This window comes from Vulcanococcus sp. CPBay_Sum15L08_68 (assembly GCF_017855895.1).
GTDB lineage: Bacteria > Cyanobacteriota > Cyanobacteriia > PCC-6307 > Cyanobiaceae > Vulcanococcus.
In genome coordinates this window covers 1-15579 of sequence record NZ_JAFMFX010000043.1, presented here as the reverse complement: position 1 = coordinate 15579, position 15579 = coordinate 1, and the positions used below count along the sequence as shown (strand labels likewise).

Here is a 15579-nt window from a genome sequence, read left to right as displayed (position 1 = left end):
GCCAGGCGACGGTCCAGGCCGGTGCGCTCCGCGGGGAGTTTCTTGTAGAGCCCCAGCTTCTCGAGGCGGCGCTTGGTGGTTCCGCTCGCCCCGACCACAAAGACCTCGCGGCCCTTCTCGATCGCTTCCTCCACGGCGTTCTCCACCGCCAGGGCTGCGGTGACGCCGAGGTGAGAGACCTCGGTTAGGTCAAAGACGACGGCGCGGCAGTCACCAATGGCGTTGTGCTCGCGGCCGATCGCCTTGGCGACGCCGAAGATCATCGCCCCGTTGAGTTGGAAGAGCAGGACCTGACCGCGGGCGTCGTCGAGGAGTTGACGCTCTTCATCACTGATCTCGAGGTCGCCGTCACCGGTGCTGATCGACTTGACGCTCTTGCTCTGCAGGGCGCTCATCTTGTCGATCGTGAGGATGTTGGCGATGAAGACGCCCACGCCCACGGCGGCGATCAGATCCACCAGGACCGTGAGGGCGATCACCAAATACATGATCAGTGCGCCGCTGATCGAGATGCGGTGAGCGCGCCTGATGAAGCCCCAGTCGACGATGTCGACACCCACCTTCAGGGCGATGCCGGCGAGGACGGCCTGGGGGATCTGGGCGGCGACGCCGGTGAGGGCGAGGATCACCACCATCAGGATCAGGGCCCGGCTGATGCCAGAGAGGGCACTGCGGCCGCCGCTCTGAATGTTGACCACGGTGCCCATGGTGGCGCCGGCGCCGGGCAGGCCACCGAAGAGGCCGGAGGCGAGGTTGCCGAGGCCCTGACCGATGAGTTCTTTATTGGAGTTGTGCTCGGTGCGGGTGATGCTGTCGGCCACCACCGAGGTCAACAGGGCATCGATGCAGCCCAGCATGCCCAGCACGGCTGCGTCGACAAACATCAACTGCAATTCGCCCAGCTCAAAGTGGGGAATCTGCAGAGCGGGGAAGCCGGAAGCGATCTCGCCGATGCGGCGAATTTCCTCGCCGCCCCCGCCGCCCAGGACGGTGATCGAGAGCAGCGTCCCCACCACCAGGGCAATCAGCTGGGGTGGGGCCACTTTTTTGACGGCCGCCGGGGTCAACCAGAGGATGGCCATTGTCACCACGGCCAGGGTGATCTCGGTGGGCCGGGCGTTGGCCAGCAGCTGGGGCAAGTTGTTGAGGGTGCCCATGACGCCGCCCTTCGGGCTGGCCTGACCGAGGAAGGGTCCCAGCTGCAGGATGATCAGGATCAGGCCGATCCCACTCATGAAGCCCGAGATGACCGTGTAGGGCATCTGGGTGATGTAGCGACCGAGCCGCAGCAGACCGAAGGCGATCTGGAAGAGGCCGGCCAGCATCACAACGGTGAAGGCCATGGCGAGCCCGTGCTCGGGATTGCGGGCCGTCAAGCTCGCGATCACGGCCGTCATCACCACGGTCATGGGACCGGTGGGTTCGGAGATCAGGCTGGGGGTTCCGCCAAAGAGGGCTGCGAACAGGCCCACCAGCACCGCACCCCAGAGGCCGGCAGCTGCCCCGGCTCCTGAGGCGACGCCGAAGGCCAGGGCCATCGGTAGGGCGATCACAGCGGCCGTGACGCCGCCAAAGAGATCCCCTTTGATGTTGTTGGTGCTGATCTGATTCAGCAGGCGAAAACTTGACGCACGTTGGGACGTCGACGCCGGGGTCATGACCACTGTCAATGGGGCCAAAACGCTACGTCTGAGCCGAATCGATTGGGGCTTTGCCGGCAGGGCGTTAGCGAATCGGTCATCCTGAGCCCAGGACTTTGCGCGAGCCATGGGCGAGCCCACACCCCTGGCGTTCCTGGAGGCCAGCTTTGAGCGGGAAGCCCGCCTGGATCAGTCCTATGTGGTGCTCACGGTTGCGGCGAGCCTGATCGCCACCCTGGGACTGTTGGCGGACAGCGCCGCGGTGGTGATCGGCGCGATGTTGATTGCCCCCTGGATCCTGCCCCTGCGCAGTGCCTCCTTCGCGATCCTGGAGGGACGACTGGCCCTGGTGGGCCGTGCGTTGCTGACCCTGGCCGTGGGCGTCGGCATCACGGTGCTGACCTCAGCGGCCCTGGGTTGGGTGGCCAACCTGCCGGTCCTGGGCGATGAGGTCCTGGGGCGCACCACGCCGAACCTGCTGGATTTGGGCATTGCTTTGGTGGCGGGGTCGATCGCGACCTACGGCCGCCTCAAGCCGGAGGCGGTGTCATCCGTTGCAGGCACGGCGATTGCGGTGGCCTTGGTGCCTCCGGTCTGTGTCCTGGGCCTGTTGCTGTCGCTTCAGCAGTGGGAACCGGCCAGGGGAGCAGCCCTGCTGTTTGCCGCCAACCTGCTGGGCATTCTCTCGGGGGGATTGCTCACCTTGGTGGCCACCCAGGCGAGCCTGCGCCAGCAGCTCTTCCGCAGTCAGATGGGTCTGGTGAGCCTGCTCCTGACGGGACTGCTGCTGATTCCGCTGACCGGTGGCTTTGTGACGCTGCTGGGACAAGCCCAACAGCGTCAGGCCCTTCAGGAGGTCGAGCGGGCCATCACCGAGAGCCTGCGCCAACGCACCATCACCTTGGGTAAGGATTCAGAACTCACCGACGTCAAGATCGATTGGACGCAAAACCCCCCTTTGATCAAGGCGGCAGTTCGGGTGAGTCGCCCCAACCTGCCCACCCCGAAACAGGTTGCGGCGGTTCAGGACTTCATCAACAGGACGCAAAAATTCCGCTACCGCCTTTTGGTCCAGCGGGTCTCCATTGACGTGATCGGTCCTGAGACCGAACCCAACCCCGAACCCACCCCCGTGGAAGAACCCCAAGAGGTGGTTCCAGAGAAAGCTGAGCCGGCCAGCGTCGCCCCTGCTCCAGCGGTCGCCCCGCCGCCCGCGGCTCCGGCCGTGCCGGGGTAACGGCCTGAAGACATTTCGGCTGTTCTGTGCACAATTGGGGCCAGTCCGCTGCTGGCCATGCCTGACGCCCTCACCTTTCTGGAGATCGTCGCGGGCATCTTGCTCCTCTTTGGCGGGGGCGAGTTGTTTGTGGCCGGCGCGGTTGCCCTGTCTTTGTTGCTGGGCATTCCTCAGATCGTCATCGGCCTGACGGTCGTTGCCTTTGGCACCAGCGCCCCTGAGCTGTTTGTGAGCTTGCTCTCGACCTTGCAGGGAAATTCCGGCGGGGACTCGATTGCCGTTAGCAACGTTCTGGGCTCCAACATCTTCAACGTGATGGTGGTGTTGGGCGCCAGCGCGGCGATTACCTCCCTACGCGTTCGTAGTCGCTTGGTGCGGCGGGATGTGCCGCTGCTCATCGCTGTGTCGATGGCCACCTGGGCGATGGCCTCATCCGGGAGCTTCTCCTGGGTTGCGGGTCTGGCTCTGTTGACAGCCCTGGTGATCACCCTGGTCTGGGAGGTGCGCTCAGCGCGGGAAGACCACGAGGACGGTCTTGATGACATTGATGCGGAAGGGGCCTCCACCACACCCGTGGCCATCGTCAAATTGGCCCTGGGTCTGGTGTTGCTGGTGGTGGGCTCCCAGGTTCTGATCAAAGGCGCCATCGCTGCGGCCCAGACCCTCGGGGTGAGTGAGGCGGTGATCGGTCTGACAATCGTTTCGGCTGGCACCTCGATGCCAGAACTGGTGACGTCCCTGGTGGCGGCTTACCGGGGTAAGGCGGATCTTGCCATCGGCAACGTGGTGGGCAGCAACCTGCTCAACCAGCTCTTGATCCTGGGTCTGTGCGCCCTGCTCTCGGGTCAGGACGGACTGTTGGTCAGCCCTGAACTGTTGCGCCGTGATTTCCCAGTGATGGTGCTGACGACCTTGGCCTGCCTGCCGATTTTCTGGAGTGGCGGCGTGATCAATCGCCTCGAGGGGTGGCTCTTGCTTGGCGCCTACGGCCTCTACTTGGTTGAGCAGATCCTCAGCAGTACGGCGGCTCCGGGTATTGATGAATTCCGCTTGTTCGTCTTGGTGGCAGCTCTGCCCCTGGTGTTGGTCTTCCTGACTTGGACCTCACTGCGCTGGATGCAACAGCGCAGGAGCGCTGGCTAGGAGCAGACGACGCTCGGGAGCATGGACACGCTGACCCCTGCGGCGGTGGCGTCGTTGTAGAGGGTTTCGCTGCTCTGGCGGTTCAGATTGACCTGTCCTGAGCAGATCAAGTCCCAGGTTTCATCGGCGAAGTGGGTTTGCAGCCAGAGCATCCCCATCACCGTGCGGTGCTTGAGGTTGTAGCTCTCTCCGACGGACGTCAGGGTGATGTCCATGGCCCATAAAAAACCTCCCCCTATTGGAGGGGGAGGCGTTGGACGCTGATGTATCAACGCGAACCAAAACCAAAAGCCTTGGTTTTGGGGCGGAATCAGCCTTGGTTGACCTGGGAAGCGGCCTCGGCCTGACGGTGGTGGTAGTGCTGCCCGCGGTACTGCAGATCGACAGCGGTGTCGACTGAAGCCGCTTCGTGGCGGAGGGGCGCTTCGAAATGTTGGCCGCGGTAGGCGTGCTCAACGGGAGCGCTGGTGGGCTGTTCGTGGGTGGCGTTGTCGTAGGTGACGCCGCGGTACTGAAGTTTGTTCATGGTGGTCATCGGGCCTCGAAGGGTTGGCTGGTTGTCCGCTTCGTGGGAAGGAGCGTTGCTTCGCCTCGCGGTGGGCTACTTCCGGTGGAGCCAGGCCCAAAGGGGGCTCACTCAACGTTTTGTCCTTCTGCAGCATTTCTAGCGGATGAAGAATGTTCAGAGTGAACAAAAGCCCCTTTTTTGTCTTTTTTGTAATAGTTACTGTGGCCCATTGAACGTTTTTTCTTCACTTTCCTTCTGCGGCCTTAGCGCAATTCCTGATGGACTTGCGAATTGGTAGCGAATGCGACCTTGACGGTGGTCTGTGATGCGGAACATTGGCACCTAATGGCGGTAATCCGTCATCCACCCAGCGACTGCTTTTTGATGACTGTTGCTTCTCCTGTCTCTCGGCCTCGGTCGAAGAGCCTGCAGGAAGCGAGCTTGCTGGAGGCTCCTCAGCTTCTGCTCCGCAAGGTGCGAGGACTGTCCTCCGGCCGTTCGCTGACCTGGCTGGCTTGTGTGCCTCTGGCTCTTTTCGGCCTGGGCGTGTTCAACCTTTCGGCCCGCGCCGCTGAGCTCCCCGAGCTCAACGCAGCGTTCCTGGCCAACAACATGTGGCTCCTGGTGGCCACGATCCTGGTGATCTTCATGAACGCCGGTTTCGCCATGGTCGAAGCCGGGATGTGTCGCCAGAAGAACGCCGTCAACATCCTTGCCAAGAACCTGTTCGTGTTCGCCCTCGCGGTGACCGCCTACTGGTTCATCGGTTATTCGCTGATGTACGGCGGATCCTTGGTGGATGGCTGGCTTTATTTCAACGGCCTCTTCTTTGACCCCACCGTCACCGCTGAGATGGTGACCGAGGGAGCCTTGGTTCCCACCGTTGACTTCCTGTTCCAGGCTGCCTTCGCCGGCACCGCCGCCACGATCGTTTCTGGCCTCGTGGCTGAGCGCGTCAAGTTCGGCGAGTTCGTGATCTTCTCGCTGGTTCTGACTGCTGTTATCTACCCGGTCTCCGGTTCCTGGCAGTGGAATGGCGGCTGGCTGAGCGAGCTGGGCTTCATTGATTTCGCTGGCTCCTCGATCGTCCACTCCGTGGGTGCTTGGGCCGGCCTGGTGGGCGCCATGCTGCTTGGCCCCCGCATCGGCAAGTTCGTGGGCGGTAAGCCCCAGGCCATCCCCGGCCACAACATGTCGATTGCAACCCTGGGTGCCCTGATCCTCTGGATCGGCTGGTACGGCTTCAACCCCGGCTCTGAGCTGGCGATGGACCAGTACGTGCCCTACGTGGCTGTGACCACCACCCTGGCGGCTGCCGGTGGCGCCATCGCTGCCACCATCGTCTCCACCCTGACTTCGGGCAAGCCCGACCTGACGATGATCATCAACGGCATCCTGGCCGGTCTGGTGAGCATCACTGCCGGTTGCGGCAACATGACCCTGGTGGGCTCCTGGGTCGCTGGTGCCGTCGGCGGCATCATCGTTGTCTTCGCAGTCTCCGCACTGGATGCCTCTGGCATTGACGATCCCGTCGGCGCCTTCTCCGTCCACGGTGTGTGCGGCGTCTGGGGCACCCTCGTCATCGGCCTCTGGGGCGTTGATGGCATGGATGTCGGTTCTGCAGGCCTTGGCCTCTTCAATGGCGGCGGCTTCAGCCAGCTCGGCATTCAGGCCCTGGGCTGTGCGGCCTACGCCATCTGGACCCTGGTCACCTGCTGGATTGCTTGGTCCGTGATCGGCGGCCTCTTCGGCGGCATCCGCGTCACTGAGCAGGAAGAGATCGAAGGTCTCGACATCGGTGAGCACGGCATGGAGGCTTACCCCGATTTCGCTTCGGCGAAGTGATCCTCTGAGCTCTGCTCGATGGGCCCGCTTCGGCGGGCCTTTTTTATTGCCTCAGGGCCTTGGCTGGCAGCATGGACGGGCCCAAGGGTGCCGCTTTTGCCCTGCCCCCGCTGCGGTGCGCGCTTGCTCACCAAAACCGAGGAGCGCCCTCCGCGCTTGGTTTGCGTGGACTGCCGGCAGGTCTTGCCCCAGTCGGTCCAGGTGCCGCTCATCACCCTGGTGGTGCGTCACTTTTTGGGCGTGATGCTGCTGCTGGGCCTCGTGGTGGTTCCACTGCTGGTGATGAGTCTTTCGCCCTGGATTGATCGGGTTCCCCGGGCGCCCCGCACCAACTTGAGTGCCATTAGATGAAGTACATCGCTTGCGCCTGAAGCAGTGCATCCCGTTGGGCGAGAAGGTCCGCGAGGGTTGTGGACTCCAGGAGGGCCAGGCGCTGTTCCTGCAGTTGGCTCCCAAGCGAGTGCAGCACCTGCTGCTCCAGGCTCTGTTGAGCCGGTGGCTGCGGTTCGGACCTGCCCTCGAGGCAGTCGAGTGCCTCGCTCAGCCGGATGTCTGCGGCGGGTCGGGCCAGTTGGTAGCCCCCCTTGGGGCCACGGCTGCTGTTGAGCAGGCCCCCCTTGCGCAGGCTGGTCATCATCTGCTCGAGGTAGCGCTCGGGAATGCCCTGTCGCTGCGCGATGACCGAGACCTGTAGCCGTCCTCCTTGGGCCTGGATGCCAGCGAGCTCGATCAGGGCGAGCAGCCCGTAGCTGGTTTTGGCGTTGAAGGGCAACGGAGGTGCCTGGGTTGATACCACGGTAAAGCACTTGGGAATCGGTGTCGCCAAGTTCCCTTTAGGAGACTCAGCTCTGGCTGAACTTTTCTCGCTGTGCTGTTATTCCCGATCCGTCTGCCGTGTTTTGCGAGCTGTAGGCTGAGGGCCTTGCCCGATCGCCCCTCCCTTGGCTGATCTTGTTGCTGCCGCTCTGCAGCCCGGAGCCCTGATCACGCTGGTGGTGTTGCTGGGCTCCGTGGTCCTCTTCATCTCCGGTTGGCTGGCGCCCGATCTCACGGGGTTGCTCGCCGCCGGCCTGCTGGTCAGCTTCCACGTGATCGAGCCGCGGGAAGCCCTGGAGGGTTTTGGCAGCCCTGCCCTGATCACCCTGGCTGGTCTGTTCGCCATCTCCGCTGGGCTGTTCCGCAGCGGGGGACTCGATCGTCTGCGCGCCTTGATCGGCTCCGACGCCATTCGCAGCCCGAAGCGAATGATTGCCTTGATGGTGGCGGTGGTGGGTCCCGTTTCGGCGGTCGTCCCCAATACCCCGATCGTCGCAAGCCTGCTTCCGGTGGTGGAGGGCTGGTGCAAACGCCGCCGCATCTCCCCGTCGAAGGTGCTGCTCCCGTTGTCCTTTGCCACGGTGCTCGGGGGGACGATCACCCTGCTGGGCAGCTCGGTGAACCTGCTGGCCAGCGAGGTCAGTAGCCGTCTGGGCTACGGCAGCTTTGGCTTATTCAGCTTTACCCCGATCGGTCTGGGGGTCTGGCTGCTGGGCGGTTCGCTGATGGTGCTGCTCGCCGATCGCTTTCTGCCGGATCGGGGCCGCGATGACGACGACCTGATCGCTGACCTCTCCAGCAGTGGATACCTGACCGAGGTCAAGATTCCATTGGGTTCTGAGCTCATTGGCCAGTCGCTCCACGCCACGCGGCTGCAACGGCGCTTTGACCTCGACGTTCTGGAGCTGCACCGCGGCACGGAGCGCTTTATGCCTCCCTTGGCCGACCGCACCTTGATGCTCGGGGATCGTCTGCTGCTGCGCTGCAGCCGCGAGGACCTGCTGCGCCTCCAGCAGGACCACACAGTGGTCTTGGCTCCCACGCCGGAGCAACCGCTCAGCCTGGAGCAGGACAACAGCCAGCGGATGGTGGAGGTGCTGTTGCCCTCCGGCTCCACCCTCGCCGGTGACTGCCTGCGCGATCTGCGTTTCCGGCAGCGCTACAACGCCACGGTGTTGGCCCTGCGGCGCGGCAATGCGGTGCTGCGGGAACGGCTCGGGCGCGCCCAACTCCGTGAGGGGGATGTGCTGCTGCTGCAGGGCCCCAAGGACGCCATCCGCGGCCTGGCGGCCAGTAATGACCTGGTGGTCCTGGAGCAGTTGGAGAAGGACCTGCCCACGGTCAGCCGCAAGCGCGTGGCGCTGCTGATTGCTGCCCTGGTGCTGCTGTTGCCCAGCTTTGAGGTCATCCCCCTGGTGGCGTCCGTGCTGCTGGGCACGGTGGCCATGGTGGTGACCGGTTGCCTGCGCGCCGGTGAACTGCAACGGGTGGTGCGCCTGGATGTTCTGGTGCTCCTGGGCTCGCTGGCGAGCTTCAGCGTTGCCCTGGAAAAAACGGGTCTGGCCTCTGCCCTGGCCCAGGCCCTGTTGCTCGGCTTGAGCAGCTGGCCGGTCTATGGCGCCATGCTCGTGGTGTTCCTGTTCACCGTCGCGTTGACCGAAGTCATGAGCAACGCGGCGACGGTGGCGATGTTGATTCCCATCGCGGGTCAGTTGGCCCAGGGGCTTGGCCTACCGCCGATGGCCTTGATTTATGTGGTGCTCTTCGGCGCCAGCCAGAGCTTTCTCAGTCCGATTGGCTACCAAACCAACCTGATGGTCTATGGCCCGGGTCGCTATCGCTTCTTGGACGTCTCCCGCTATGGCTTCCCCTTGACGATTGCCATGGCCATCGCCGTTCCTTGGATGGTCTGCCGCTGGTTCGGCCTGTAGAACGTGAGCTCGCAAGGCCCTCGGGGTTGGATGAAGCGCCTCAAACAGTGGTTGCTCTGGCTGTGGCATCACGAGGCCAGTCGCGGCCAGAAAGCCCGGGGCTTGGCGGCTGGGGTGTTCATGGGCTGCTTCCCGATCTTCGGTCTGCAGACCTTGCTGGGCATCGCCCTGGCCAGCCTGGTGCGCGGGAACCACATCCTGGCTGCGGCGGGTACCTGGATTAGCAACCCCCTGACCTACATCCCCCTCTATTGGTTCAACTACAGCGTCGGTTGCTGGTTGCTGGGCCCTGGCCCTGCCTTGCCCACCCTTGAGGCAATCCAGCAGGGGGGCATCTGGGAGCTCGGGCTGGCGATCTCCAGCCGTCTGTTGCTGGGCTCCACCCTGGTGGGATCCCTCAGCGCAGCGCTGTTTGGCGGGATCTATTGGTGGTTGCTCAAGCGCAGCCAGCAGGGCCGCGCCCATACCTAGCCCTCGGGGACCCGCTTCCAACCGGCCAGCACCCCAAGGATGTCGGCGGCGCTGACCAGGCCGACGAAGGCCCCGAACTCGTCGACAACAACCCGCACGGAGCTGCGGTCGCCGCGCCGGAAGCTGGTGAGCAGCCGATCGGCACGGATCATCTCGGGGACGAATTGCGGCGCATCACAGAGCTGGCTGATCAGGCGGTAGCCCCCACCGCTGAGCAGCTCAGCCATGGCTCGCTCGCGGCTTTGAACCCCCAGCACCTCATCCACCTCTTCCCCCAGGACAACCCACCAGGCGTCATCGGCGGCCTCAAGGATCTCCTGGCGAACCGAGTCCAGGCTGGCGCCGCCTGAAAGGGACGGGGTCGCCACCCGTGAAACCATCAGATCCCTGGCGGTGAGGTCGTTGAGGGCAAAGACCTTGCCGATCATCGCGGCCTCGTCGGCTTCGATCTGGCCCTGCTGGGAGCCCAGGCGCGCCATCAGGTGGATCTCACGTTCGTTGGTGGTGAGTTCACTCGTGGCTGTGATGGCCGGCATCAGCTTCTCCAGCACCAGCAGCAGCGGCAGGGTCAGCCGCTCGAGCATCAGCAGAATGCGCGCCGAGACCAAGGAGATCGGCATGGCGAAGCTGTTGCCGATCGTTTTGGGCAGGATTTCAGCGAAGAGGATCACGGCCACCGTGAACCCGACGTTGAAGAGCAGCAGGGCCCAGCGGCCCCCGACGCTTTCGAACACCTGGTTGGCCTGGCTACCGAGCAGGATTGAACCGGAGATGTTGAACAGGTTGTTGATCACCACCAGCAGCACCAGGGCCCGCCCGGGCCTGGCCTTGATGCGCTCCAGTGCCCGTGATCCCGGCACCTTTTGCTGCTTGAGGGTGTGGACCTGAATCGGATTCACCGTCAGCATGGCGGCTTCCGTACTGGAGGCCAAAGCCGAGCCCACCAGGATCAGCACCGCCATCACCAGCAGCACAACGATCGGATTCATCGACTGGCGCAGGCTGCGAGATCGATCGGACCTTACCTACGGTTTGCGGGATGAACCCGTCTTCGAGCAATCCAGTCCGGGCGCTACAGCGTTGGCGCCATCAGCTCACGGTGCCGCAGTTCACCGTGGTGACGGGCCTGCTGGTGATCGTTCTGGCGACACTGCTGCTCTCGACGCCGCTCTGCTCCAACTCCAACGTTGGTTTGTGGCAGGCCCTGTTCACGGCTACCTCGGCGATCACTGTGACCGGTCTTTCGGTGATCGATATCGGAGAGGATCTGACCTTCGCAGGCCAGGTGGTGCTCGCGGGCCTGATCATCACCGGCGGCCTGGGCCTGATGGCGATCACGACCTTCCTGCAGGGGTTTGTGCAGGGCCGATCCGGCTTGCGCAATCGTTTGGACAAGGGCCGTGCCCTTGATGAATTCGGGGTTGGCGGCATCGGACCCACCTTCCACAGCATCCTGCTGGTGGCCCTGTGTGTGATGGGCTTGGGCACGGTGGTGCTCTACAGCTTTGGTTTTACCGACATCGAGGACCCGGGCAGACGGCTTTGGGCTGCGATGTTCCATGCCATCAGCGCTTACAACAACGCCGGATTTGGCCTCTGGTCCAACAGCCTGGAGAGCTATCGCGATAACCCCGTGGTGACTGGGGTCATCGCCTTCATGATCGTCATCGGTGGCATTGGTTGGCGGGTGGCCAATGACATCTGGAACAACCGCTTTCGGTTGGGTCGCCTGCGTCGCCTGAGCCTGCACACCCGCCTGGTCATTCGCAGTACGGCGCTGTTGATCGTGATCGGCGCGGTGGGTCTGTTGATTACCGAGCACATCGGCTACGGCGCCTCGGCGATGGAGCCCTATGGCTGGCTTGAGGACCTGCAGATCGTGCTCTTTCAGTCGATCACCACCCGCACCGCCGGCTTCAACACGATTCCCCTCTCCGCCCACCAGATCACCGACGCCGGGCTGCTGCTGATCATCCTGTTGATGTTCATCGGCGCCAGCCCCGGCGGCACCGGTGGCGGGGTGAAAACAACCACCTTCGCCATCCTGATGGGGGCCACCCGCTCGACCCTCCAGGGCCGCAGCCATGTGCTGCTGCACCGCCGGCAGATTCCCGATGCCACGGTGCTGCGGGCCGTGGGGGTCACCTTGGCTTCGGCCCTGTTTGTGGTGCTGATGGCCTTGACCTTGGGCCTGGGGAATTCCCTTGGGCAGCAGCAGGTGCAGTCCTTCAGTTTCCTGGAGAAGCTCTTCACCTGCGTGTCCGCCTTTGGCACGGTTGGCCTGGACCTGGGGGTCACGGCCCATCTCAACCGCTGGGGCCAACTGGTCTTGATGGTGGGGATGTTCGTGGGGCGGGTGGGAATCCTGTTGCTGCTCTCCGCGCTCTATGGCACCCGGCCCCAGAGCCGGGTGGGCTATCCCAAGGAGGATTTGTATGTCTAGTGGCTTCACCACTTAGAACAGGGACGACGAGCACCGGGCTGTGAATCAGTGGCTGTGAATCAGTGGTGGCAGTGGAGCGCTGAAGCCGGGGTGCGCCGCGGCAGTTTTGCCGTCATCGGGGTCGGACGTTTTGGCTCCTCGGTCTGCTCGGAGTTGCTTCAGTCCGGGGCGGAGGTGTTGGCGATTGATTCCAACCAGCGCGCCATCGATGAGCTGCGCCAGATCGATCCCGCCATCGAAGCGCGGGTGGTGGACTGCACCGACGAAGAGGCCCTGCGGGCCGCCGGGGTGCTGGACATGGAGACGGTGGTGGTGGCCATGAGTGAACCGCTGGAGGCCAGTGTCACCGCGACCTTGATCTGCAAGGACTCCGAAGGCAGTCGGGTGAAGCAGGTGATCGCCCGGGCCACGAGCGACATCCACATGAAGATGCTCAAGCGGGTCGGTGCTGACCGCGTGGTCTTCCCCTCAAAAATGATGGGTCAGCGGCTGGGGATGGAGCTGGTGCGCCCGAACCTGCTGGAGCAGTTGCGCTTGGACGACCGCAGCAGCATCGAAGAAATCAAGGTCCCAGCGGCCTTCATCGGCCATTCCCTGCGGGATCTCAACCTGCGTAAGCACTACAACGTCAACGTCCTGGCGGCAGGACCGGCGGGTGAGCTGCATGTGAACCCCCCGGCCTCCCATGTCCTGGCCGAGGGCGAGCTGCTGGTGGTGATGGGCTCTGAGGATTCCCTGCGGGCTCTGCCAGCCAGTTGAGGGATGGCCTTTGTGCGCTTTCCCTCACCCCGTTAATGACAGCTTGTGCCCAAAACCTTTCCTGACCCCCTGAGCCGGAGCTAGCCCGGGGCGATAGCGCTCACCAAAGGGGGCTGACTGTCATGGTCAGTAGCTCAGTGGCTCCAACGGCCTTACCACCACCGCTCAAGGAAAGCGGCCAGCGGGAGGTCTTTTGCGGTCTGACCTCGATCGTCTGGTTGCATCGGCGCATGCCGGATGCCTTTTTCCTGGTGGTGGGCTCCCGCACCTGCGCCCATCTGATCCAGAGCGCAGCTGGGGTGATGATTTTTGCCGAACCCCGCTTTGGCACCGCCATCCTTGGCGAGCGGGACCTGGCGGGTTTGGCCGATGCCAACGAAGAGTTGGATCGACTCGTCGCGCAACTCCTGGAGCGCCGCCCTGAGATTCGCACCCTCTTCCTGGTGGGGAGTTGCCCCAGTGAGGTGATCAAGCTCGACCTGGCCAAGGCCTCCGAGCGGCTGAATCAGCAGCACGCCGGGCGCGTGACGGTGATCAACTACACCGGCAGCGGCATTGAGACCACCTTCACCCAGGGGGAGGACAGCGCCCTGCAGGCGCTGGTTCCCCTGATGCCCAAAACGGACCAGCCCCAGCTGTTGATCGCCGGGACCCTGGCGGATGCGGTCGAAGACCGTTTGGTGGGCCTGTTCCAGAAGCTCGGCATTGAGCGGGTGGTGAGCCTGCCGCCGCGGCGCTCCACTGAGCTTCCCGCGGTGGGCCCGGGGACCCAGTTGCTCCTGGCGCAGCCCTACCTCTCCGGTACGGCTCGGGCCTTGGTGGACCGCGGAGCCACGTTGGTGCCTGCGCCCTATCCCTTTGGCGTTGAAGGCAGTCGGGACTGGATGGCCGCGGCGGCCAGGGCCTGCGGAATCGCGCAGGAGCGGATTGATGCCGTGCTGGATCCCCTGGTGGAGCGCGGCCGGCGCGCCTTGGCTCCCCACCGGGAGGTGTTGGCGGGCAAACGTCTCTTTCTGCTTCCCGATTCCCAACTGGAGCCGGCCCTGGCGCGCTTTCTCGCGCGGGAGTGCGGCATGGAGCTGGTGGAGGTGGGAACCCCCTATCTCGACCGTCAGTTGATGGCCGAAGAGCTCGCGCGCCTGCCCGAGGGCACGCAGCTGAGCGAGGGGCAACACGTCGAAAACCAGTTGCAACGGGTGCGCCAGGAGCGTCCGGATCTGGTGGTCTGCGGTTTGGGCCTGGCTAATCCCCTGGAGGCAGAGGGGATGGCCACCAAGTGGTCCATCGAGTTGGTCTTTAGCCCGATTCATGGCATCGATCAGGCCGGAGATCTGGCTGAACTCTTTGCCCGTCCCCTGCGTCGCCGCGGCGCGCTGCAGTTCTCCTGATTCGCCACCGATGGAACTCACGCTCTGGACCTACGAAGGCCCCCCGCACGTTGGGGCCATGCGCATCGCTGCCTCGATGGAGGGGGTGCACTACGTCCTGCATGCGCCGCAGGGCGACACCTACGCCGACCTGCTGTTCACGATGATTGAACGGCGGGATCGCCGACCCCCTGTCACCTACACCACCTTCCAGGCCCGGGATCTAGGGGGTGACACCGCCGAACTGGTGAAGCGCTCCATCACCGATGCGGTCGAGCGCTTCAAGCCCGAGGCCCTGCTGGTGGGCGAGAGCTGCACGGCGGAGTTGATCCAGGACCAGCCCGGAGCCCTGGCGGCGGGCATGGATCTGGGTGGGATCCCGATGGTCAATCTGGACCTGCCGGCCTATTCCAAAAAGGAAAACTGGGGGGCGGCTGAGACCTTCTACCAATTGGTCCGCAGTCTGCTGAAACCGCAGCTTCCGCCGCCCGGTCAGCCCAAGCTCGATCCCACCCGTTGGCGCGCTGAAAACCGCCGGCCGCGGGTGAACCTGCTGGGTCCGTCCCTCTTGGGTTTCCGCTGCCGCGATGACGTGCGGGAGTTGACCCAGCTGCTGGCGAGTTATGGCATTGATGTGGCCGTTGTCGCCCCCCTCGGCGCCCGGCCGGCTGACCTGCTGCGACTCCCGACGGCGGACGCCAACCTCAACCTCTACCCCGAGGTCTCCGGAGCGGTCTGCAGCTGGCTGGAGCGCCAGTTCGGCTTGCCAACGGTCAAAACGATTCCAATCGGCATTGGCGCCACGGTGGAGTTCCTACGGGAACTGCATGGCGTCCTCGGCCTGGAGCTGCCCCAGGACCTGCAGCCCGGTGCCGATGGCCTCTGTCCTGCCGAGCGCCGCTCGCGGCTTCCTTGGTATTCCCGCTCGGTGGATTCCACCTATCTGACGGGCAAGCGGGTCTTTGTGTTCGCCGATGGCACCCACGCCCTGGCCGCGGCAAGGATCGCCAGCCGCGAACTGGGTTTTGAAGTGGTGGGCCTGGGCACCTACAGCCGTGAGATGGCCCGGGAGGTCCGGGCGCTGGCGGCGGAGTTGGGGCTGGAGGCCCTGATCAGCGATGACTACCTCGCCGTTGAGGCGGCCATGGCTGCGGCAGCGCCGGAGTTGGTGCTTGGGACCCAGATGGAGCGCCACAGCGCCAAGCGGCTGGGCATTCCCTGCGCCGTGATCAGTGCCCCCCTGCACGTTCAGGATGTCCCCGCCCGCTATGCCCCCCAGATGGGCTGGGAGGGGGCCAACGTCATCTTCGACAGCTGGGTGCACCCCTTGATGATGGGGCTGGAGGAGCATCTAATTGGCATGTTCCGCCACGACTTCGAGTTCGTGGACGGCCACCGCAGTCACCTGGGCGATGGTGC

At 64.1% G+C, this 15579-nt stretch carries 15 protein-coding genes; 10 read left to right on the top strand and 5 right to left on the bottom strand.

Translation table 11 applies throughout. The features are described 5' to 3' along the window. Positions 1-1658, bottom strand: a 1658-nt coding sequence (locus QZ189_RS07950; RefSeq protein WP_296421484.1) for a SulP family inorganic anion transporter, incomplete at its 3' end; no start/stop codon positions are given. A gap of 109 nt (positions 1659-1767) precedes the next feature. Between QZ189_RS07950 and QZ189_RS07945 the strand changes: the two genes are divergently transcribed. Then, positions 1768-2877 (top strand): DUF389 domain-containing protein, encoded by a 1110-nt coding sequence (locus tag QZ189_RS07945; RefSeq protein WP_296421483.1) that lies wholly within the window; start codon positions 1768-1770, stop codon positions 2875-2877. Positions 2878-2934: 57 nt separating this feature from the next. Then, positions 2935-4020 carry a calcium/sodium antiporter gene (locus QZ189_RS07940; RefSeq protein ID WP_296421482.1) on the top strand — a complete coding sequence of 362 codons (1086 nt, stop codon included), beginning with the start codon at positions 2935-2937 and terminating at the stop codon, positions 4018-4020. Here the strand turns inward: QZ189_RS07940 and QZ189_RS07935 are convergent. Beyond that, the gene (locus tag QZ189_RS07935; protein ID WP_010316559.1) at positions 4017-4235 is read right to left on the bottom strand and encodes a hypothetical protein; all 219 of its coding nucleotides are present in this window, start codon (positions 4233-4235) and stop codon (positions 4017-4019) included. The two genes, QZ189_RS07940 and QZ189_RS07935, sit on opposite strands and share 4 nt — an antisense overlap. Before the next feature lie 95 nt (positions 4236-4330). Further along, on the bottom strand, positions 4331-4555 hold the full coding sequence (locus tag QZ189_RS07930; protein ID WP_296416780.1) for a DUF4278 domain-containing protein: 225 nt from the start codon (positions 4553-4555) through the stop codon (positions 4331-4333). 357 nt (positions 4556-4912) lie between these two features. Between QZ189_RS07930 and QZ189_RS07925 the strand changes: the two genes are divergently transcribed. Both QZ189_RS07925 and QZ189_RS07920 read left to right on the top strand, forming a co-directional pair. Beyond that, entirely contained in the window at positions 4913-6373 is a 1461-nt protein-coding gene (locus QZ189_RS07925) for an ammonium transporter (RefSeq protein ID WP_296421481.1), read from the top strand. Between the two features lie 96 nt (positions 6374-6469). Beyond that, positions 6470-6724, top strand: a complete 255-nt coding sequence (locus QZ189_RS07920; protein ID WP_296421480.1) for a hypothetical protein — start codon at positions 6470-6472, stop codon at positions 6722-6724. Here QZ189_RS07920 and QZ189_RS07915 read toward each other — a convergent pair. After that, complete coding sequence (locus QZ189_RS07915) at positions 6717-7145, bottom strand: Rrf2 family transcriptional regulator (protein WP_296421478.1); 429 nt, start codon at positions 7143-7145, stop codon at positions 6717-6719. The genes QZ189_RS07920 and QZ189_RS07915 overlap by 8 nt on opposite strands. Before the next feature lie 169 nt (positions 7146-7314). Here QZ189_RS07915 and QZ189_RS07910 point away from each other — a divergent pair, with 169 nt between their 5' ends. Both QZ189_RS07910 and QZ189_RS07905 read left to right on the top strand, forming a co-directional pair. Then, positions 7315-9120: an SLC13 family permease gene (locus QZ189_RS07910; protein ID WP_296415886.1), complete on the top strand. Its 1806-nt coding sequence runs from the start codon at positions 7315-7317 to the stop codon at positions 9118-9120. A gap of 30 nt (positions 9121-9150) precedes the next feature. Next, entirely contained in the window at positions 9151-9591 is a 441-nt protein-coding gene (locus tag QZ189_RS07905) for a DUF2062 domain-containing protein (protein WP_010316569.1), read from the top strand. On the opposite strand, the gene QZ189_RS07900 is transcribed toward QZ189_RS07905, so the two are convergent. Continuing rightward, positions 9588-10580 carry a CNNM domain-containing protein gene (locus QZ189_RS07900; protein WP_247477824.1) on the bottom strand — a complete coding sequence of 331 codons (993 nt, stop codon included), beginning with the start codon at positions 10578-10580 and terminating at the stop codon, positions 9588-9590. The genes QZ189_RS07905 and QZ189_RS07900 overlap by 4 nt on opposite strands. 50 nt (positions 10581-10630) lie before the next feature. On the opposite strand from QZ189_RS07900, the gene QZ189_RS07895 reads away from it, so the two are divergent. From QZ189_RS07895 to bchB, 4 genes are all read left to right on the top strand, one after another. Then, the gene (locus tag QZ189_RS07895) at positions 10631-12034 is read left to right on the top strand and encodes a potassium transporter TrkG (RefSeq protein ID WP_029626252.1); all 1404 of its coding nucleotides are present in this window, start codon (positions 10631-10633) and stop codon (positions 12032-12034) included. A gap of 54 nt (positions 12035-12088) precedes the next feature. Next, positions 12089-12793, top strand: coding sequence for a TrkA family potassium uptake protein (locus QZ189_RS07890; protein WP_010316572.1), 705 nt, complete (start codon positions 12089-12091; stop codon positions 12791-12793). Between the two features lie 122 nt (positions 12794-12915). Further along, a complete protein-coding gene (locus QZ189_RS07885; RefSeq protein ID WP_296421476.1) occupies positions 12916-14181 on the top strand; it encodes a ferredoxin:protochlorophyllide reductase (ATP-dependent) subunit N in 1266 nt (421 codons plus the stop codon). Positions 14182-14191: 10 nt separating this feature from the next. Further along, positions 14192-15579, top strand: a 1388-nt coding sequence (gene bchB / locus QZ189_RS07880; RefSeq protein ID WP_296421475.1) for a ferredoxin:protochlorophyllide reductase (ATP-dependent) subunit B, incomplete at its 3' end; no start/stop codon positions are given.